Here is a 21,674-nt window from a genome sequence, read left to right as displayed (position 1 = left end):
GAGGTAATTACTTACCTCCTTTTTCATTACGGCTGAATTTATTCTGCTCCAGCGGCCTGATTGTCTGAGTTGCTATAAATAAGCAATGGCTCTGATTCACCATTGATGACGGACTCATCAATCACGACCTTACTTACGTCTGTCGCAGATGGCAGTTCGTACATGGTTTCCAGTAATACGCCTTCAAGGATCGAGCGTAAACCACGAGCACCTGTCTTACGCTCCATTGCTTTCTTAGCGATAGCGCGCAGCGCATCTTCTCGGAACTCAAGTTCGGCGTTTTCAAGCTCAAACAATGCTGCGTATTGCTTGGTTAATGCGTTCTTCGGTTCACATAGGATCTGAATCAACGCTTCTTCATCAAGCTCAGTCAGTGTTGTTGTCACAGGAAGACGACCAATGAATTCTGGAATGAGTCCGTACTTCACTAAATCCTCAGGCTCAACCTGAGTAAATAGCTCACCCACGGTCTTCGATTCGTTTTTAGAACGAACTTCAGCACCGAAGCCAATACCTGTACCTGTTGCAACACGCTGCTCAATCACCTTATCTAGGCCAGCAAATGCACCACCACAGATGAACAGGATCTTCGACGTGTCCACTTGTAGGAATTCTTGCTGAGGGTGCTTACGACCACCTTGAGGTGGAACCGATGCAACCGTACCTTCGATAAGTTTTAGTAGAGCCTGCTGAACACCTTCACCAGATACGTCACGCGTAATAGATGGGTTTTCAGCTTTGCGTGAAATTTTATCAATTTCATCAATGTAAACGATGCCGCGTTCAGCTTTAGCTACATCGTAATCACATTTTTGCAGAAGCTTTTGGATGATGTTTTCAACGTCTTCACCCACATAACCAGCCTCGGTTAGTGTGGTTGCGTCTGCCATTGTAAATGGCACATCCAAGAATCGAGCTAATGTCTCAGCAAGTAGTGTTTTACCGCTACCTGTTGGACCAATTAGAAGGATGTTACTTTTACCAAGCTCCACACCTTCACTCGTTGTATCACCATTGCGTAAACGCTTGTAGTGGTTATATACCGCAACTGCGAGCACTTTTTTCGCGTAATCTTGCCCGATCACATAGTCATCAAGGTGTTCACGGATCTGTTTTGGCGTTGGTAACGCTTCAGATTCTTTCTTAGGGAGAACATCCTTGATTTCTTCGCGAATAATATCGTTACATAAGTCGACACACTCGTCGCAAATGTACACTGACGGACCTGCGATTAGCTTGCGAACTTCGTGCTGACTTTTGCCGCAGAAAGAACAGTACAGCAATTTACCGCTGCCACTTTCTTTGCTTTTATCTGTCATTCGCTAACCTCTTAGCCTTTACTCTTCATGAATGAGTGTATATCAATTTTTGCCAAAATGCGCTGGCTAATTACTCGCCGCGGTGGCTTAACACTGCATCCACGATACCGTATTCCACAGCCTGCTCTGATGACATGAAGTTATCACGATCAGTATCGCGCTCAATGACTTCAAGAGGTTGCCCAGTATGTTCTGCTAACAACTTGTTTAGCTTCTGCTTAATGGTCAGGATTTCCTGAGCATGGATTTGGATGTCAGAAGCTTGACCCTGGAAACCACCCAATGGTTGGTGGATCATTACACGAGAGTTAGGCAGTACGTAACGCTTACCTGGCGCACCACCTGCAAGCAGGAAGGCACCCATTGAACATGCTTGACCCATACATACAGTGCTGACATTTGGCTTAATAAACTGCATGGTATCGTAGATAGACATACCAGCTGTTACGCTGCCACCTGGCGAGTTGATGTATAGGAAAATATCTTTATCTGGATTTTCAGATTCTAGGAAAAGTAGCTGAGCCACGACAAGGTTTGCCATGTGGTCTTCCACTTGACCCGTTAAAAAAATCACGCGCTCTTTCAGCAGACGTGAGTAGATGTCGTAAGAGCGTTCGCCGCGGGAAGTTTGTTCAACCACCATTGGTACTAGCGCGTCCATAATTGGCGACATTGCATTTTTTTCTTGGTAGCTCATATTCTTATGTCCCTAAAATAAATGGCCCGGATGATGACTATCATACGGACCATTGTTAGCAGAATAGTTAACGTTAAGTCAACCTTCTACGCAAGATATTGCTTATTAAGCAGCAGGTTGTTGTTGGTTAAGTAGCTCGTTGAAGCCTACTTCTTTCTCAGAAACCTGTGCTTTAGCGATGATCGCGTCGATTGCTTGCTCTTCTAGAGCTACATTGCGCATGTTGTTCATCATTTCTTCGTTTTGCTCGTAGTAAGCAATAACTTCTGATGGATCTTCGTATGCAGTAGCCATTTCTTCAATTAGAGCTTTAACTTTCTCGTCGTCCGCTTTTAGCTCTTCAGACTTGATTACTTCACCTAGTAGAAGACCAACTACTACGCGACGTTTAGCTTGCTCTTCGAACAACTCACGTGGAAGCTGAGCAGCAGCTTCTGGGTTACCACCGAAGCGTTGTGCAGCTTGTTGACGTAGAACTTGGATTTCTTGCTCGATAAGCGCTGATGGTACGTTGATGTCGTTTTGCTCAACTAGACCGTCAATCGCTTGCTCTTTGATGCGGTTCTTAACAGCTTGCTTAAGCTCGCGTTCCATGTTTTTACGAACTTCAGCTTTAAGTGCTTCAACACCGCCTTCAACAACACCGAACTTAGCAACGAACTCGTCGTTTAGTTCTGGTAGTTCACGAGCTTCAACTTTGTTCACTTTGATTGCGAACTTAGCTGCTTTACCTTTTAGGTTTTCAGCGTGGTAATCTTCTGGGAAAGTCACGTCGATGTCGAATTCCATACCTGCAGTTTTACCTGCGATACCGTCTTCGAAACCAGGAATCATGCGACCAGCGCCCATTTCTAGTGGGAAGTTCTCAGCTTTACCGCCTTCGAATTCTTCACCGTCGATAGAACCAACGAAGTCAATGCTTACGCGTTTGCCATCTTCTGCTGCTTCTTCAACTTCAACCCAAGTAGCTTGTTGCTTACGTAGAGTATCGATCATCTCTTCTACGTCTGCGTCTTTAACTTCAGTTAGCGGTTTTTCAACAGTGATGTTTTCTAGGCCTTTAAGCTCAACTTCTGGGTAAACTTCAAAAGTTGCAGTGAAAACTAGGTCTGAACCTTCTTTGTTTTCTACAGGAGCGAAAGTTGGAGCGCCAGCTGGGTTGATTTTCTCTTTAACGATAGCTTCGATGAAGTGGCGTTGCATAACTTCACCAAGAACGTCTTGACGTACTGCTTTGCCGTACATCTTAGCAACCATTTTTAGAGGCACTTTACCCTTACGGAAACCATCGAAACGACGGTTTTTAGCGATGTTGCGTAGTTCAGCTGTTACAGCGTCTTCGATGTTTGCAGCTGGAACAGTAATGTTTAGACGGCGCTCTAGGCCCTCTAGCGTTTCAACAGTAACTTGCATTATATATAAACCTCTAAAGTGGCTCGGTTTTCCGAGCGTATGAGCGAAACTCAGCGGAGCTTACGCTTCATCCTTGTGTAGTGTTCTGTCCGAACACCTAATTTAAATCGAGTATCGATACTGTTTGTCAGTACCGGACTAATCAGTGATATCTTCGATAAAATTACCAAAGGTATCTCCTATTAGCCTCAGGACAGAATTTTTAGACGCGACATTCTAGCGATCTGTCGCAACCCTGTCGAGCCAATAGCCACTATGTGGACATTGTCTGCGCTAAATTCTCGAATGCTGACCCATTTTTTCTTCAAAAATGCGATTCAAACACCGTCTAAGTATCGTCAGCATATCTAGAATGGGGACAATAGCGACTTTTTCAAGAGAATCGACCGGTTTTTTTATCGAAAAGCCTAAAAAGAGATCTTGCTCTTGTTTTACTCCACAGAGTTGAAAACTAAATCCCTAATCCTCCCTACAAACTATTAACATTTTCTTACGTGACCAAAGGAAAGGTTTAGGGAGTGTAAGGATGTCGCAAAAAAACCGGATTCTGCTGACTTTTTTTGCCTTCTATTTCCTTTGCGCAATCATAGGTGGTCATTGGGTTTGGCAGACTAGTTATCAATCATTGCTTGATAAACACCAGTCACAACTTGAGCAATTTTCTAGTCATATTAAAAACAAACTCGATAAATACGCCCATATCCCTAACCTTCTGGCTAAAGATGACCCTCTCCATCAAGCGTTACTGCATCCAAATAACAGTGCCCAACTGGAACTCACCAATCGGTATTTAGAATCCGTTAATGACGTGATTGAAGCGGCAGATACCTATTTAATCGATCAATGGGGTACGACGGTCGCGGCCAGCAACTGGCGTAAAGAGCGATCTTTTATTGGACGAAATTTTGCGTTCCGCCCTTATTTCAAACAAGCAATCGTTGGGGAACGAAGCCAATACTACGCGCTGGGTTCGACTTCGGGTAAGCGTGGCTACTACTATTCTTATCCGATCATATATGCGGGCGGCGTCCTTGGTGTGGTCGTGGTTAAGATGGACTTGAGTGAGATAGAAGACAACTGGCAGCAGCCAAATAGTGTGTTCGTCGCGAGCGATCCGCACGGGATTGTTTTCATGAGCAGCCGAAGTGATTGGCTACTCAAAAGCTTACAACCACTGACTGAGAATGAAAGAAAACAAGTTTGGGCAAGCCGACAATACCTTGATGAGCCAATTGAAACTCTAGGATTGGTGGGCAATGTGGAGGAAACGCATTCTGAGCTAAAACAAGGTTACCCATATAACAAAGGGACCTTGGTGGTCTCTTCGTTGCCCCTACCAGAGCTCAAGCTGACCATCCGTGTACTATCTCCTAAGCAGTCTATCGTCTGGCTCACAATGGGTTACATTTTTGTACTTACTCTTGCATTCACCGTGTTGTTTTTAATTGGCCAGCTCATCTATCACCGTCAACAACGCCACTTACAACTTGAGAGAATTCAGCAAGAGGCCAATCAAAAACTTGAATATCAAGTCATGGCTCGCACCGCAGAATTGCAAGCAGAAATCGCCCAGAGAATTGAAACCGAACAAACACTTCGCCTAACGCAAGACGAACTCGTTCAAGCTGCGAAACTAGCAGTATTGGGGCAAATGTCAGCCAGTATCAGTCATGAACTGAATAATCCACTTGCGGCCATTCGTAGCTTTGCTGAAAACGGCAAGCTGTTCCTCCAAAAAGAAAAATATGAGCGAGTGGAAGATAATCTAACTCGCATCTCAGCCCTCACTGATCGTATGGCAAACATCAGTCAGCAGCTTCGTTCTTTCGCTAAAAAAACCAGTGGAAACGAGCTGGCTCAATCTCGTTTGTTTCCAGTAATTGCCTCAGTCAAAGAGCTGATGAAACCCGCACTTAAATCTGCACGTGTCACGCTAGAAACGCAGGTACCAGAGCACGATGTTGAAGTTCAGATCAATATCATTCAACTTGAACAAGTGTTGGTTAATTTACTGACCAATGCGATAGAGGCTCTCAAAGAACAACAAGACAAACAAGTACAGTTATCCATAGAGCAAGACGAACATGCCGGTTTGGTTTGGATTCATGTAGATGACAATGGTCCAGGGCTTGGAGATTTCTCACTTTCGGACTTATGTGAGCCTTTCCTAACTACCAAACAAAATGGGTTAGGTTTAGGGCTCTCTATCTCGCAACAAATCTTAGCCAGTATGAACGGAAGATTATGTGCCCAAAATCGAGAACAAGGCGGAGCTCGATTTTCATTGTGTTTACCTATCGCTCCTAACAACACAGAACAATCAAAAGGATGAGATCATGTGTCAGGTGTTTTTTATTGATGATGAAGCCGATCTTAGACTGGCAATAGAACAAACGTTTGAATTGGCAGATATCGATGCCACATTCTTTCCAGACGCTGAATCTGCCTTACTCGCCATTAAGCAGGGAGCCGAGCCAGGTGTGGTGATTACCGATATTTGCTTACCCGGTATTTCAGGGATGGATTTACTGAATACCCTTGTACGAAAAGACACCCATCTTCCCGTGATTATGATTACTGGTCATGGCGATATCTCAATGGCAGTTAATGCGTTACACCAAGGAGCGTATGATTTTATCGAAAAGCCATTCCCACCTGAGCACCTAGTTGAAACCGTCAAGCGCGCCATTGAGAAGCGCCAATTAACGGTTGAAAACGAGAAGTTACGCCTGTCTCTCAAGGCAAGTAAAACGCTCGGACCTCGTGTTATCGGAGAAACGTCTAGCATTCAAATGTTACGCGAAACCATTGCTCACATCGCCGATACTGATGCAGATATCTTATTGTTTGGCGAGACTGGTACAGGTAAAGAGTTAATCGCCCGCTCTTTGCATGAACAAAGCTCTCGACGGAACCAAAACTTTGTCGCAGTAAATTGTGGTGCAGTACCAGAGAATTTGATTGAGAGCGAACTCTACGGGCATGAAAAAGGCGCATTTACTGGCGCAGAAAGCCGCCGTATCGGTAAGTTTGAATTTGCTCAAGGTGGTACACTTTTCTTGGATGAAATCGAGTCAATGCCTATCCAAGCCCAAATCCGCTTACTGAGAGTACTGCAAGAGCGTGTGATTGAGCGTGTCGGCTCGAATGAACTCTTGCCCTTAGATATTCGAGTAATTGCCGCAACCAAAGTCGATTTGAAACGCGCTGCTGAAGAGGGAACCTTTCGCCAAGATCTTTACTATCGACTGAATGTGGTTACCTTAGATCTCCCGCCACTGCGTGAACGGAAAGAAGACATCCCTGCCCTCTTCCATCATTTCCTATTGGTAGCGGCTTCACGTTACGGTAAAAGCTCTCCTAGCTTGTCATCCCACGACCTCGCCCAACTGATGAACCATGACTGGCCAGGCAATGTTCGCGAGCTAAGAAATGCAGCAGAGCGTTTCGTGCTATTGGGTAAATTAATTCAGTTAGGAGAATCGACTCCGGTTGCCAAGCCTTCTTCAAGTCTTGCAGAACAAGTTGCAGAGTTCGAGAGAGCAGCCATTGAAGGTGCATTACTAGAAAATAACGGCAGCATTAAACAGACAATGGCGCAATTGAATGTGCCTCGAAAAACTCTGTATGACAAAATGCAACGCTATCAAATAGATAAAGAGCTCTATAAATAAAACGATTCCCAAGGATTGGTATTATATCCAACTTGAATCATAATTTTTAATAACTGATTCATCATGGTTGTTACGGATATGAACGAGAAAGTGAGAATACCGATCATTACAGATACCGTGATGGTAGACGGGCAATATCAAGAAGAGAGACGTTCAGGCGAGGAGCGGCGCAAGAATAAAAAGAAGTGGCGAAGCTACGAGCGGCGAGTCCAACCAGACCCTCGTAGGCCTAGCTACAAACCCATAGACGAAGAGGTGTGAATCATCACACCTCTTTTGTTTTTCTTCAAATATCTGGTGCCATTATTTAGTGATGATTTCTGGCCCCATCAAGGTGGTTGGTAACCAAGTCGACACCCATGGCACGTACGTTACAATAATAAGGAATAGGAACATCACCGCCACCCATGGCAGTGCGGCTTTTACTACATTCATCATCGACATTTTGGCGACACCTGCAGTAACAAACAAGTTAAGCCCAACAGGTGGTGTTATCATACCTATCTCCATATTTACCACCATCATAATACCTAAGTGAATTGGATCGATCCCCAGTGCTATCGCAATTGGGAACACCAGTGGTGCAACAATGATCAATAAGCCTGATGGCTCCATAAATTGACCACCAATCAACAGCAATACGTTCACCACAATCAAGAAGGTGATTGGTCCTAAACCAGCTGACATCATTGACTCTGTGATCATTTGCGGGATGCGTTCTTCCGTGAGAACGTGCTTCAAAATTAACGCATTGGCAATAATGAAAAGCAGCATGATGGTGAGTTTACCCGCTTCATAAAGCGTGTGTTTGGTGTCTTTATGAACGAAGGTGTGAAAAATTTTGACTAACGCAGGCTTAGTATTTTGCTTATCAGCAAATGGCCCCATGTCTTTGTATACAAAGTTGGCAATAAAGAACGAGTACACAGCAGCAACCGCAGCGGCTTCTGTTGGGGTGAAAATACCGCCATAAATACCACCGAGAATAATCACCACCAGCAACAAGCCCCAGCTTGCATCCTTAGCTGCATCAAACGTCTCTTTCCAACCGACAAATGGTTGTTTTGGCAGGTTCTTAATACGGGCAGCAATATAGATCGCTATCATCAGCATGACGCCCGCTAGCAAACCGGGAATCACACCACCGAGAAACATGCGTCCAACTGACACATCGGTCGCGGCAGCGTAAACTACCATAACGATAGACGGCGGAATCAAAATCCCTAGCGTACCTGCGTTACAAATTACGCCGGCCGCAAACTCTTTTGAGTAACCGTTTTTGATCATACCTGCGATAACGATGCTACCTATGGCAACAACCGTTGCTGGAGATGAACCTGATAGCGCGGCAAACATCATACACGCGACAACCGAAGCCATCGCTAAACCACCACGGAACCAGCCTACAATCGCAATCGCGAAACGAATGATCCGTTTTGCTACACCACCTGTCGACATAAAGCTTGAAGCTAAAATGAAGAATGGAATTGCTAATAGAGTGTAGTGTCCAGCAAATGCATTAAACAACGTTTGAGCAACAGACGCCAAAGACGCATCCGAATGAATCAAAAGGAAAAGAATACTGGAAAGACCCAGAGAAACTGCGATTGGCACGCCGACGAGCATGAAACCAATCACCATCAAAAATAGAAACAAGATATCCATAGCTTATTGCTCCTTGCTCTTAGAATTGTCTGAGGCCTTTGGAGCCATAAGATCACCGGCATCACCCATCTCTTCTTGAAGCGCCTCTAGCTCTTCTTCCGCTTCATGCCCTGCAATCAGTCGGTCGAGCTTTCCGGTAGCAATTTGCCATGTTGCCTGAGCAAATCTCAGCGTTAGCAACGCCATACCAAGCGGCAAAGCGAAATAAGGAATAAAACGTGGCAGCTTTTCGTAACGCTCTCCCTCGTTTAACCAATCCGCCATAAACTGAAGCATTTCCGGCATTGGAATATCATCCGTTTCATACCACGCTCGGTCTGTGGCGAACGGATACCAGTAGTTCCAAGAGCCAATTAAAAGCAAAATAGAGAAGGCTAAACAGCATATTGCAGCAAATAACGCCAAGGCTTTTCGTTTGCCCTCTGGCACTATATTGATGATCACATCAACACCAATATGAAAGTGTTTTTTCACACCGTAAGAAGCGCCGACCAACACCATCCATGCGAACATAAAGACGGTGAGCTCAAGCGCCCAAAGAATATTGTCGTTAAAGACATAACGAAAGATGACATTGGCAAAGGTTAACAAGGTCATGGCACCTAAGAAGAAAGCAATCAAAGTCTCTTCAATGGCATCGGTGATTCGTCCAGCCTTGGCAAAAAAAGTCTGTTCCATAATTACATCACGTCGTCTGTAGGGGAAAAGAGCCCCCTCTAATCGAGAGGGCTAAGCGTGCTAGGCGTTATTATTTTTGGTTAGAAGCCAAAGCGGCTTCAATTAGGTCAGAACCAATGTCTTTTTCAAACTTCTTCCATACTGGCTGAAGTGCAGTGACCCATTCTTGGCGCTGCTCTGGCGTTAACGTGCGAACCACACCACCAGCTTCGATGATGTTGTTTTTGTTCGCCAGATTCACTTTGGTCGACTCAGCATTACGCTGCGCTGTCACCTCTTGGATGATTGTGTTTAGCTGCTCGCGCTGATCGTCTGGTAAGTTTTTCCAGAAGTCGTTTGACGTCACCACTAGGTAATCCAGAATCCCGTGGTTCGTTTCCGTAATGCCATCTTGAACTTCGAAGAACTTTTTGCCGTAGATGTTTGACCAAGTATTTTCTTGACCATCAATAACCTTAGTTTGCAGGCCACCGTACACTTCTTTGAATGACATTTTTTGCGGGTTTGCGCCTAGCTGTTCAAACTGAGCAACGAGAACGTCCGAAGCTTGAACACGGAACTTAAGCCCTTCAGCATCGGCTGGAGAAATGAGCGGCTTGTTGGCTGACATTTGCTTCATGCCATTATGCCAAAACGCAATACCTTGTAGACCACGTCGTTTCATTGAGTTTTTCAGCTTTTCACCGGCTTCAGAGTTTTGGAAGCGGTCAACAGCGTCGACATCGTCGAATAAGAAAGGCAGATCGAAAAGGCGGTACTTTTTGGTGAATTTCTCAAACTTAGAAAGAGAAGGTGCAGCGAGTTGAACATCACCATTTAGTAGTGCTTCCAACACCTTATCATCATCGTAAAGCGTTGAGTTCGGAAACACCTGCATACAGACTTTACCGTTCATCTCTTCGTTAACGCGTTTTTCAAGTAACGAAGCCGCAATACCTTTTGGGTGTTTGTCCGCGTTCGTTACATGGCTGAACTTGATGACCGTTTCACCTTGGTCACAATTCGCGGCAGCGTTAAAGCTCGTTACAGCAAGCGCAGAGACAGATAGTAGAGTTAGAGGCTTAAACATTATTATTCTCCTTGTTGAATCACATCCCATCCCGTCCATGAGTAACTAAGTGTTAGGCGATGGGTACGGATGTTCAACAAAGAGCAATTAATGGACCATGTTAAAATTCATATGTATTTCAATAAATTAACAAAGCCCATTAACATGAATACAGAGTATAACGAGTGAATTCCACCCAAGAAAAAGATTCAAATGGGTGGGAAATGACCCATTTATGAAGAACAGCTTATCTCCATTTTCTTCCCCCATTCTGGTGGCAATTTCGCGTAATCATCAAACTCGGGCTGCTCATCAAATGGGCGCTTTAACAGTTCGGCCAATCGGTGTAATTCGCTAAAGTCCCCTTCTTCCGCTTTATCAATCGCCAACTGAGCCAAGTAGTTACGCAAGATGTATTTGGGATTGGCTTGACGCATCTGTTCGCAACGTTGTTCGGCTGAAATCAGATCCCCTAGTTCATCAACCTCTAGCTCACATCGAGCTAAGTACAGATCAAGCCAAGCTCGCGCAGCTTCTCGGTCTAGAAACAAGTCGATTACGGCTTGAGAAGAATCAGTATCAAGATTTGAAAGCGTTCTAAAGAAGCGAGTGTAATCCGTTTTATTTTGGTGAAGGAGCTCAAACATTGCTTCAAATAAACGTCCATCTTCCGCGATCTTGTTTTTTAAACCCAACTTCTCACGCATTAGGCGGCTGAACTGCTGACTCAACCGGACTTCAAATTGACTCAACGACGCTTCTAAATCTTCTCGCTCAACGAGTGGCGATAGCGCATGCGCGAGTGCTGATAGGTTCCAAAGCGCAATTCTTGGCTGTTGGTCAAATGCATAACGGCCTTGGTAGTCGGAATGATTACAAATATATCCCGGCTCATAATCATCAAGAAAACCAAACGGGCCGTAATCAAACGTTTGACCAAGGATCGACATGTTGTCGGTGTTCATTACCCCATGAGCAAACCCATACGCTTGCCAATAAGCAATCATGTCCGCTGTTTTCTGAACAATTTCACCAAACATTGCAGCGTATGGCTTCTCTGCCGATGCACAATCAGCAAAGTGCCACTCGATCACTTTGTCCGCCAGCAACTTCTGCTCTGCCAATTGATTGGTATAGAAAAAATGCTCGAAATGGCCAAAACGCACGTGGGTCTCCGCCATACGAATCAACATTGCGCCGAATTCTGTTTTCTCGCGATAAACCGGCGTGTCACTGACCATCATGCCAAGAGCACGGGTCGTCGGGATCCCAAGCCCTGCCATGGCTTCACTACATAGATACTCACGAATGGTTGAGCGCAACACCGCCCTGCCGTCCCCCATTCGCGAGTAGGGGGTTAGCCCCGCGCCTTTAAGGTGAAGATCAAACCAAGTGCCATCTTGATGCTCAATTTCCGCCAACAGCAATCCACGTCCATCGCCCAAGTCTGGGTTGTAAACGCCAAACTGATGTCCTGCGTATTTCATCGCCAAAGGACGAAACGGTTCGAATTCGCTTTGCCCAGAAAAAACCGCCAATAGCTCATCGCTTTGCTCTGCTGGTAAACCAAACTGCTGCGCAAACTCACCATTCCAAGCTACCCAACGAGTGTTCTCCAAGGGTTGCGGCTCGACCAAAGTATAGAAAGCTGACGGTAATTGACTAAAGCGATGGGTGAAACTGACCCGTTGCCAAATGGACATGTGGGGTTCCTTAATAAAAAGACGTACTGCTGTCAGTATACGTGTGAACGTCACTGTCATTCAGCCATGAAATGGGCATGGGTATTTTGCGTGAATAACGCGAAGGCGGTAGGAAAGTATTAACCCGCTGCATACCACCTCACAAACGGAAGTGGTATGTAAAAGCGATCAAATGATTAAGCGGAAAACTCTTCACCCGTTTTTGGTGGCTCTGATAGTGTATCAAAACGAGCGCGTTCAATGTCCACGACCGTTTTATAGCTCAACGATAACAAAGCCAACTGGTACGCACCGAAAATACCATAGGCAACACCCACAAGACTCAGCATGAAAAGGTTAGTAAAGTGACTAAAGATAAGCTGACTGAGCAATCCCGCGCCCAATGGAATTAAGCCCATCAAAATGAATACTTGTTTGTTGTATGGTCTGCTTTGGTTCCACGAACGACGCAAGCTGCGCGGCTGATGATCCATTGCGGTCGCTGGCAACACGAACGACCAGCGCGCCATCACCCAATAGCCCGGAATGCTTGCAACCGTTGTGATAAACGCCATGGCGACAAAATCGGGTTCACCACTTTCTGCAATATAGAGAAACGACAACACAAAGATCGGGATACCAATGACGAGCATCATCATCAGTCCAAATAATATCCACCAGCCAATGAAACGGAATTCTCTGGCTGACAAGCGAAATACATCCAACGCTGAGTGCATGTAATCGCCAATCAAATAAATTCGGTGTACACGCACAGCCGCCATCGCGGCAACAAGTGGGTATAAAATGATTGTGACGAAATAAAATCCCGCGATGTTTCCTTCTTGAGCGTTCGCTTGATCTTGCCCCGTCATTTCAGGATACATAAACACAAAAATTGAGTGCACGATGATCAATGGAATACAAGCAATGACAATTGCGAGTAGGTTCCTTCTGACCATCACTGCTGCTTCTCGGCATATTGCCGAAACAGAAAAGTCCTCGGTTGACATACAACATCCTTAATTTATAAAAATCTGCCCATAGGGTAACCGCTGAATAGAAAAATCGCTTTAAAAATAATGAGAAACACATCTCATAAGATAATGAGAAGTATTAGGAAGTAAAACAGGCACAAAAAATAAGCCACTCAATGTGAGTGGCTTATACCGTAATTCGATATCGTTTTAGACGCGGCGTCGCCAGCCCAATGCAACAAGTAACATCAGAGCCCAATAAGAAACACTGCCACTACCTTCAGAGTTCTTGAATGTCGTTGTTTTCAAAGAAGCGACAACCGTCACGGTCACTTCACCTATTGCGGTAGCACCGTTGCCATCTGAAACCGTATATTGCAGCTTGATGTTATCAACCGCACTATCCGGAGCTTGAAAACGAATTTTGCCATTTTCTACACTCGCACTTCCCACGCCCGTTAGGTTCTGTACGCTTTCTACAACCAGTTTATCGCCATTCACATCCGAATCATTGCCAGCAGCATCAATCACAATGCTTTCACCAACGGCAACGGTCGCCGTATCTGCTAGCGTGACTGGCGCTGCGTTTTGCATGGTTAAATTGATGGTCGCACTGGAGGTTTCATTACTTGGATCAGTAACAGTTAGACGGAATGTCAGAACCTCACCCGCTTTTATACCTTGAGGCACTGTAAAGCTTGCGCTAACACTGGTTGCATTGCCAAGAGAAACTGAAGTACCAGCCAATTGCTCCCATCGGTAGTTCAACACATCGCCATCCGCATCTGTGCTGTTTGCCGCCGACAATGTTACTTTCTGTCCAGCAGCAATCTTTTGGCTATCCACATCGATGAGCGCTTTTGGTGCTTCATTACTACCAAGTACTTCGACCTGCACGCTCACAACCGAAGACGAATATACGCCATCCGTAGACAGCAAACGATATTGGAAGCTGTCCAAACCAACAAAGTTAGCTTCAGGTTGGTATTGGTTGCCAGAAATGGTGCCGTGCTCAGGCTTCTGCACAATGTCCACATTGAACTGATACCCTATGGCCATGAAATCATTGTCCATCAGGTTCAGATCGATTGGCGTATTCTTATCGGTTTGCAGTGAATCAGCTTTCGCTTCAACAATGTTGTTCGCCTCCACATTCAAGAGTGCTGCAAACGGAACATAAGAGAACCCGGCTTGCTCTAAACCAAACGTACCTATCTCGTTGTAATTACCAGTCCACATTACAGGCAGGGATGATTTTTCAGTTTTTAGTAAGCGGCCAAAGTCAAAGTTCGATTCAAATTCACCGCCTTCTAATTCCACTACTAGCAGGTGCTGACCCACACTTAATTGGCTCGGTTGAGGGAATAAAATTCGGGATGGCTTTTGGAAGCTACCTTGCTGTAAAAGTTCAGCATTGTTCTGATCCAATATTAATCGGTAGCCCACGTTACCTGAGAATGGGAATCGCCATACTCGATAAGTCATGTCACTTTGAGCGCTATCGCTTTGCGCGTAAAGTTGAAGACCATCGAGCTTTGTCTCAGCATTCAAATCCAATGATACCGCCAGAGTGTTACTGCCACTTGCGTACACATAACCTTGGTGAAGAGAGTTTAACCATGCCGATTTATTTGGCTCGTTTATATGCTCAAGAGAAAAACTGCCGCCGTTGGTATTGCTGGCAATGTTGGAAATACGAACCCCAGTATCAAACCCGGCGATCGCTCTCAGACCTGGGGTCGATGTATCTGAAATGACATTGCCACCATTAGGATACAAATCGCCAGCATCACTGCTTCCATCATGTTCTAACTCACTCAGACCATCGGCCTGCATGATTTGAACCTGCATCGCGCCAACATCGTTAAAGCGATTTTGGACATTAACCGACGTCGCTAGTATGCCTTCTGCCGCCAATGCTCGGTCGTAACCGCTAAAGGTACGGTTTTCCAAATAAACGCGTGGGCCAAACTCTTTCAAGTATGGGTCGAGATACACCAGTTTGACATCGTCGTTGTTCACGGAAATAGGCATCGGGCTTCCATGAGTGACCGTTGGTACAACGAAACCAGCAGCGTGTTTGCTCCACGCACTCATGTTCACTGGCGTGTCTCCTGCGTATGAGTCTCCCGGTTTCTGTGCCCATGAACCACCACCCATCACGCCCCAAGAACCAATCGAGGCATCACTGTTCCTTGCGTACAAATCCGGCAAGCCAAGCATTAAGTGGCCAAGCTCATGTACGATCACGCCTAACGTCGCTTGATGATCAACTTGGTAGTCAGCAAACACACAATAATCGGCAATTTTTTTGCCATCTAGGGCCACATCATCGTGAGAGAATTTATGCGGCCAAATAGAAGGACGATCAAGGAATCCGGTTGAACGGTCGCCACCAGCAAAAATAAACATCACTGACAACTCTGACGGTTCTACGGTACCATTTTGATTGCTGTCGTAAGCCGAAAGATTAAAGTACGGATCCAGTTTTTGATACGCTTCGGTGAAGACCGCATTCAACTTGGCAGTACAAGTCTTGTCAGTTGAGCTAGAGTGGCAATTTGGGTGGCTTTGCGCCACGGTCACATTGATTACACCATCATTCGCGGTACCATAACTCTCAATCGCAGGGACAACTTTGAATTTCCCTTGAGAGTTTTTATCAAAATAATCGACAACGCTTTGGCCATCGGTATTAAACACACGTTGTTCGAAGTCATGCACCATTGCTTGGTCATCAAAGGAGACTTGCACAACCAACAGTGGTTGTTGCTTCACCGATGAGCTACTCATCGCCTGATAACCTTGCGCCGAACGCAATAGATTTTGGCGCGCCATCGGTTCAATGGTTTTTAGAGAAGATAACTGCGGCTTAACTTGTAGATCCGGGCGAAACTTCGCCGATTCAGGCGCATTACTCGATTGAGTTTTAGCAACACCCGTCGAGCGCAACGTTGGGATGTCTGACTCGCGCTGAATCTGTGCAAAAAACCAAATACCATCTTCATGAACCAAGGCATTACCTTGTTTATCTTCAAACCAGTGGAAATCGGCAGTGCCGCGTAAAATTGCCTCACTAGAGGTACCATCGCTCAGCGCAATAGTATGCCAAACTGGTGATGGCGGAGTAGTTGCCATGCTCTTACCTGCAAGAAGCGCAGTTAGCATAGTCAAGGCGAGTGTGTTGAATTTCAAAGTACGGCTCCATCTTTTCGATTCGTTTAATACCAAGCACAGCCAGTACACAGTAACCCATAAACATAGAATGACATTGAGTGGCTAACGACTAAGGCTGGTATCAATTCGCTCAGATAACACAATATTATTTAGCATCACGTTACAAAAGCGTCGGATGCCCAAATACTTTTGTAAGTGTGGCTTCCGAGGGTATAAATTGAGTGAATGAATAGTATCGAAACAAAAGGAAGAAGAAATAAACTTCTGCGACTTTGTAGATAAAATTGGGCAACGTCCCACATATTTTATAAATGTACGAGCACTGCTATTAATCAGTGCTCGTTATGGTCGGTGGGGTGCAGATAAACGCTACTTTAACCTGTAAGAACGGCGTCTTCTGGGTACTTGATTAAGGTAGGTTCAGGGCGGGCTAACATGTAGGCAAGCGTGAGTGGCCCGATACGACCAATGATCATTACCACGATCATAATGTACTTGCCAGGTTCAGAAAGCTCTGCCGTCAAACCAGCGGTAAGCCCTACCGTCGCAAATGCGGAAATGGTTTCAAACATGACCTTATCAAAGCTTGCCTTCTCTGTGAGCATCAATAAAAACATCGCGCTTGTCAGAATGGCGCCGCTCACAACGATAATGGCGAGTGACTTAGTCACGGTTTGCCAGTTTACGGTTCGTTTAAACATAACCACGTGTTTCTTTTGGCGCAAAAAGGTCCACGTAGCCATGAACGCAACGGCGAATGTGGAAACCTTAATACCGCCCCCCGTTGAGGTGGAACCCGCTCCAATTAACATCAGAACAATCATGATCAATAAAGCTGGCTGGGTAAACTGCGCCAAGTCGACACTGTTGAACCCGGCCGTCCGAGCACTAGCGGATTGGAAGAATGCCGCCAACCATTGACCCGCCACAGGTAACGATTCCATTGTATTTGGATTACTCCGCTCGAGTAACCAAAACATCACCGTCCCAACGAGGAGCAATATCGGTGTCGCGATAAGCATGATTTTGGTATGAAGATGCAAAAAGTGGAAACCTTTACGCCAGTTCAGCCAGATATCTCCGACAACAGTAAAACCAAGCCCACCAAAAATGAATAACCCGGCCAGGGTAAAGATAACCAGCGGGTCATTCACAAAGCTCATCATGCTGTCCGAAAACAGAGCAAACCCTGCGTTGTTAAACGCAGAAATTGCATGAAATAACGCGTAAAACATGCCGGTTTGCCAGCCCATTTCAGGAACCCAACGAATGGAAAGGAAAATAAACCCAATAGATTCTGCGACAAGCGCAAAAATCACAATCCGCTTCACCAGTCGGTTTAAGTTGACCTGTCGATCTTGCCCTAGCGCTTCTTTCGCTAACGCTTGCTGGCGTAAGCTTAAACGCACACCAAACATATAGAGTAAAACCGCCGACAACGTCATCTGTCCCAACCCACCGATTTGCATTAAAAACATCAGCAAGATTTTTCCGGCTAACGTAAAGTGCTGCCCGGTATCGACAACACCAAGCCCTGTCACACTTATGGCGGATGTTGCGGTAAACAAAGCGTCCGTTATCGAAAGGCCCGTAACAGAAAAAACCGGCAAAGTTAACAGCACGGCAGAAGGCAGCAATACACCGAGAAAACTCAGCAATATAATCCGCGGCTCGTTACCCTTTGCTTTTTCTCGTTTACCATCTGGCGCGTAAAAAACGCCTTTTTGATGAAACTGCGTCATAGTGATTTTAATTTATTTGCTAGCGCATCTTGCGGGCCAACCACAATAATGAGATCGCCAATTTCCAGCTTGGTATTAAGGTCTGGCGCCTTGGTAATCTCTGGCCCCCGTTTAAACCCGAGTACTTGCACACCGTCGACTTTGCACAGTGCTAGGTCACTTAATGTCTTACCCATCCAACGAGATCCAATCACAAACTCCGTCATGGCTAAGCCACTACCTAAAGGGTGGAACTCAAGAACCCGTTTATCGAGCATTTTACGCGCGACACGTATCCCCATGTCACGTTCAGGCATGATAATGTGGTCCGCACCAATCTTTTGCAGGACACGCGCTTGAAATCGATCGTTGGCTTTAACCCATACTGACTTCACTCCCGCTTCTTTGGCGATCAGTGTGGCGAGAATACTGGCGTTAACGTCCGCTCCGATAGCAATCATCACCATGTCGTAATCATCAAGCTTAAGCTCAGCAACCGTCTCTTCGTGAGTACAATTAGCCACAATTGCCTGACTAACAAAACTGGCAGCTTCTTTAACTCTGTCTTCGTTGATATCAACCGCTAAAACTTGAGCTCCTGAATCTTGTAGCTCTTTACACACTGCCAAACCAAATCGGCCAAGACCAATAACGGCGAATTGCTTATCACCTGTTTTCATTTATGCCTCATCTTATGCATTCACTAGCAAGCAAAAAAGTCTGCGCCCATTCCTAACCTTGTGCAAACCTGAGGACAGAGAATTGACAAAAGCTTTACGAAAGCTGACTCACTTTGAGTGTTAAGCGTATGACATAAATTAACTTTTTTCCTCATTACGGCATAAAAGCCAACACTGTCAACCCATGAGTGAATCTCCCTAAAACGCAAAAAGCCGCAACAATGCGGCTTTTGGATCGTAGAGATAAAACAGGCTATTTTGATTCGCGCTTATCGTGCGGTTTACGCTTGTTCTTAGGTACGTAATTTAAAATAGAAATCGGCACTGGCTTTCTTGGTGCAAAGCCGTCAATTTCCACTCGCTCTAGCAAGTGCCCTAAACGGCTCTCGATCATACAAAGGTTTTTAAAGTCATCTTTTGAGACTAATGAGATCGCTTCACCTTGTGCACCAGCACGACCAGTACGACCAATACGGTGTACATATTCATCTGCTGGATACGGTAAGTCGTAGTTAATAACAACGGGCAAGTTATCGATATCAATACCGCGCGCTGCAACACCAGTTGCGACTAGGTACTGGATTTCACCGGCTTTGAACTTTTCTATTAATTCTTGGCGAACACGCTGATTACGGCCACTGTGAAACGCTTCAGCCACAATGCCGCGCTTTTCAAGTTGGCTAACAAGCTTGGCAGCACCGTGTTTGGTTTCAATAAATACCAGTACTTGTGACCAGTCGTTTTCTTTGAGCATGTGACTTAACAGCGACGACTTCATGTCCTTATCGACGGTGGTGATCCACTGTTTGATGTTCGACTTAGATGCACTGTGTTTTGCAATCGTGATCTCTTCAGGATCAATAATCGCGTTTTTCGCCAAATCACGAACAGGGTTAGATAGCGTTGCCGAGAACAGCAGACTTTGAACATGTTCTGGCATGCAATCAACGATCTTATCGATCGCATCGATGAATCCCATGTCCAACATCTTGTCCGCTTCATCAAGCACTAGCATTTCCACTTCATCAAAGTGAATAGCGCGTTGACCGTACAGGTCAATCAAACGTCCCGGCGTACTTACCACAATATCGACACCCTCGATCAAGGCTTGTTTTTGTGGCGCATAATCCACACCACCAAACATCGCCATTGAGCGCAGCGGTAAGTTTTTACCATAAGCTTCAATGCTTTGATGAACCTGAAGCGCAAGTTCGCGTGTGGGCGTAAGAATAATAGCGCGAGCGCGTTTTTTACGTTGCGTTTCGCCTTGACTAAGCTTTTCTAAGATTGGTAAAACAAAACTGGCCGTTTTACCTGTCCCCGTTTGTGCTGCAGCAATTAAGTTGCTACCACGCAGTACGATTGGAATGGCTTTTTGTTGGATAGAGGTCGGTTTTTCATAACCTAGCGCTTTTACTGCATCAGTAATCGATGCGCTTAAACCAAGCTTAGAAAATGGCATAGAAACGTCTCAACAGAGGAAATGGGCGCGTAGTGTATCAGAATCCCAGTGAAGTAACAGAAGGATTCATGCGCGTAGAGCCCGATAATAGAGCGCTGCATGATTTACTCGCAACATCACATTTCTTGCGCGTGAATCTAGTTATGCTGCTAACGTGTACATTACTGGGAAACGTTATGGACGTATTACTGCTGGTTGGATTAATCGCACTCAATGGCGCGTTTGCTATGTCAGAGATCGCTCTAGTCGCAGCCAAAAGCGGAAGGCTAAAATTAATTGCAGAACACAACGCCTCTGCCGCTTTAGCGCTCGAACTTAAAAACAATCCGACTCAGTTTCTTTCCACGATCCAAATAGGCATTACAGTCATCGGGCTATTAAGTGGTATTTTTGGTGAAGCAACGCTTTCAGTACCATTCGAAAATTGGTTAGTAACCCAAGGGCTAGAAAGAGAGATAGCAACGGTACTTTCAACGACGAGCGTCGTGCTCATGATCACCTACTTCGCGATTGTGGTGGGAGAACTCGTTCCCAAGCGCTTTGCGCAAAACAACGCAGAAACCATCGCTATTATCGTAGCTTATCCGATCCACTGGCTCGCCAAGCTCACCACTCCTTTTGTCTTCTTATTGACGTTTTCAACCGATACTTTTCTCCGATTATTGCGCCAAAACGACAGCAACGGTGAGATTGTTACCGAGGAGGATATTTTTGCTATTGTTAGCGAAGGCTCTGAGTCCGGTGCGATTGAGCCACAAGAGCAATTGATGATTCGCAACTTACTCCACCTTAACGATCGTTTAGCATTATCGCTAATGACACCACGGTGCGATATCCATTACCTGGATGCCAACCAGCCTATTGATGTCATCCTTACTGACCTTCGCCAAACCCAACACTCCGTATGGCCAGTCTGTAAGGGTAGTTTGGACAATATTATTGGCACCATTTCATCCAAAGTCCTGCTCGATGAATATGACGAATTGTCTATCAGTAAACTGGCTAAACAGCTCAAGCGTCCGCGTTTTGTACCCGAGTCCATGAAAGGGTTACCTCTCCTTAACTACATGCAACAAACCAGTGCGGAAATGGTCTTTATTGTCGATGAGTATGGTGATGTACAAGGCCTAGTAACCCTATACGACTTGTTAAAGTCGATTGCTGGAGAACTGGGCATGGCACCACAGCAAGTGTGGGCCAAGCAACAAAAAGATGGCAGCTGGTTGATGGACGCGTTGATCCCGCTCAATGAGCTCAAGAACAAACTCGAACTGAGCAGCATAGAAGGCGAAGAGCGAGAAGGCTTTCAAACATTAAATGGGCTTTTGACATGGCTTTATGGTCGAGTCCCAAATGTTGGGGAGCACATTCACTACCAAGGTTGGCGATTTGACATACTCCTCGTTAAAAAACATCGCATTATGCAAGTCAGAGTCACCAAAGACATCGATACACCAACTAACAATAGCGAAGTGGAATAAAGC

The 21,674-nt window shown here is 45.4% G+C and carries 16 protein-coding genes; 4 read left to right on the top strand and 12 right to left on the bottom strand.

What is annotated here, in order from left to right; all coding sequences use genetic code 11:
* Positions 1–38: 38 nt before the first annotated feature.
* The 3 genes from clpX to tig form a co-directional block, all read right to left on the bottom strand.
* Positions 39–1,319, bottom strand: a complete 1,281-nt coding sequence (gene clpX / locus ACWPOD_RS19490; RefSeq protein WP_005390528.1) for an ATP-dependent protease ATP-binding subunit ClpX — start codon at positions 1,317–1,319, stop codon at positions 39–41.
* 70 nt (positions 1,320–1,389) lie between these two features.
* Positions 1,390–2,016 (bottom strand): ATP-dependent Clp endopeptidase proteolytic subunit ClpP, encoded by a 627-nt coding sequence (gene clpP, locus ACWPOD_RS19485; protein WP_005382347.1) that lies wholly within the window; start codon positions 2,014–2,016, stop codon positions 1,390–1,392.
* A 105-nt stretch (positions 2,017–2,121) separates the two neighbouring features.
* Positions 2,122–3,429 (bottom strand): trigger factor, encoded by a 1,308-nt coding sequence (tig, locus tag ACWPOD_RS19480; RefSeq protein ID WP_005390526.1) that lies wholly within the window; start codon positions 3,427–3,429, stop codon positions 2,122–2,124.
* A 526-nt stretch (positions 3,430–3,955) separates the two neighbouring features.
* Here tig and ACWPOD_RS19475 point away from each other — a divergent pair.
* The 3 genes from ACWPOD_RS19475 (at position 3,956) to ACWPOD_RS19465 (ending at position 7,364) form a co-directional block, all read left to right on the top strand.
* The gene (locus tag ACWPOD_RS19475) at positions 3,956–5,761 is read left to right on the top strand and encodes a sensor histidine kinase (RefSeq protein WP_456232148.1); all 1,806 of its coding nucleotides are present in this window, start codon (positions 3,956–3,958) and stop codon (positions 5,759–5,761) included.
* A 4-nt stretch (positions 5,762–5,765) separates the two neighbouring features.
* On the top strand, positions 5,766–7,103 hold the full coding sequence (locus ACWPOD_RS19470; protein WP_005390512.1) for a sigma-54-dependent transcriptional regulator: 1,338 nt from the start codon (positions 5,766–5,768) through the stop codon (positions 7,101–7,103).
* A 78-nt stretch (positions 7,104–7,181) separates the two neighbouring features.
* On the top strand, positions 7,182–7,364 hold the full coding sequence (locus tag ACWPOD_RS19465; protein ID WP_031780150.1) for a hypothetical protein: 183 nt from the start codon (positions 7,182–7,184) through the stop codon (positions 7,362–7,364).
* Between the two features lie 42 nt (positions 7,365–7,406).
* Here the strand turns inward: ACWPOD_RS19465 and ACWPOD_RS19460 are convergent, their stop codons facing one another.
* The 9 genes from ACWPOD_RS19460 to ACWPOD_RS19420 all read right to left on the bottom strand — a co-directional run bounded on the left by ACWPOD_RS19460 (position 7,407) and on the right by ACWPOD_RS19420 (position 20,190).
* Positions 7,407–8,768, bottom strand: coding sequence for a TRAP transporter large permease (locus ACWPOD_RS19460; protein ID WP_005390510.1), 1,362 nt, complete (start codon positions 8,766–8,768; stop codon positions 7,407–7,409).
* 3 nt (positions 8,769–8,771) lie between these two features.
* Entirely contained in the window at positions 8,772–9,446 is a 675-nt protein-coding gene (locus ACWPOD_RS19455) for a TRAP transporter small permease (RefSeq protein ID WP_054867871.1), read from the bottom strand.
* Between the two features lie 70 nt (positions 9,447–9,516).
* Positions 9,517–10,515 carry a TRAP transporter substrate-binding protein gene (locus tag ACWPOD_RS19450; RefSeq protein ID WP_456232147.1) on the bottom strand — a complete coding sequence of 333 codons (999 nt, stop codon included), beginning with the start codon at positions 10,513–10,515 and terminating at the stop codon, positions 9,517–9,519.
* A gap of 212 nt (positions 10,516–10,727) precedes the next feature.
* Positions 10,728–12,197 (bottom strand): protein adenylyltransferase SelO, encoded by a 1,470-nt coding sequence (locus tag ACWPOD_RS19445; protein WP_456232146.1) that lies wholly within the window; start codon positions 12,195–12,197, stop codon positions 10,728–10,730.
* Positions 12,198–12,373: 176 nt separating this feature from the next.
* Positions 12,374–13,186 carry a sugar transporter gene (locus tag ACWPOD_RS19440; RefSeq protein WP_301606608.1) on the bottom strand — a complete coding sequence of 271 codons (813 nt, stop codon included), beginning with the start codon at positions 13,184–13,186 and terminating at the stop codon, positions 12,374–12,376.
* 174 nt (positions 13,187–13,360) lie between these two features.
* Entirely contained in the window at positions 13,361–16,345 is a 2,985-nt protein-coding gene (locus ACWPOD_RS19435; protein WP_456232145.1) for a M6 family metalloprotease domain-containing protein, read from the bottom strand.
* A 356-nt stretch (positions 16,346–16,701) separates the two neighbouring features.
* Positions 16,702–18,069, bottom strand: a complete 1,368-nt coding sequence (locus ACWPOD_RS19430; RefSeq protein ID WP_176320292.1) for a TrkH family potassium uptake protein — start codon at positions 18,067–18,069, stop codon at positions 16,702–16,704.
* Entirely contained in the window at positions 18,066–18,728 is a 663-nt protein-coding gene (locus ACWPOD_RS19425) for a potassium channel family protein (protein WP_006742864.1), read from the bottom strand. The genes ACWPOD_RS19430 and ACWPOD_RS19425 overlap by 4 nt, the downstream gene beginning before the upstream one ends.
* Positions 18,729–18,981: 253 nt before the next feature.
* On the bottom strand, positions 18,982–20,190 hold the full coding sequence (locus ACWPOD_RS19420) for a DEAD/DEAH box helicase (RefSeq protein ID WP_046874220.1): 1,209 nt from the start codon (positions 20,188–20,190) through the stop codon (positions 18,982–18,984).
* 176 nt (positions 20,191–20,366) lie between these two features.
* Here ACWPOD_RS19420 and ACWPOD_RS19415 point away from each other — a divergent pair, with 176 nt between their 5' ends.
* A complete protein-coding gene (locus ACWPOD_RS19415) occupies positions 20,367–21,671 on the top strand; it encodes a hemolysin family protein (RefSeq protein ID WP_082244850.1) in 1,305 nt (434 codons plus the stop codon).
* Positions 21,672–21,674: the final 3 nt, after the last annotated feature.

The sequence above is a fragment of the Vibrio sp. JZG120 genome (assembly GCF_053890955.1).
This window is presented reverse-complemented; position numbering and strand designations above follow the sequence as displayed.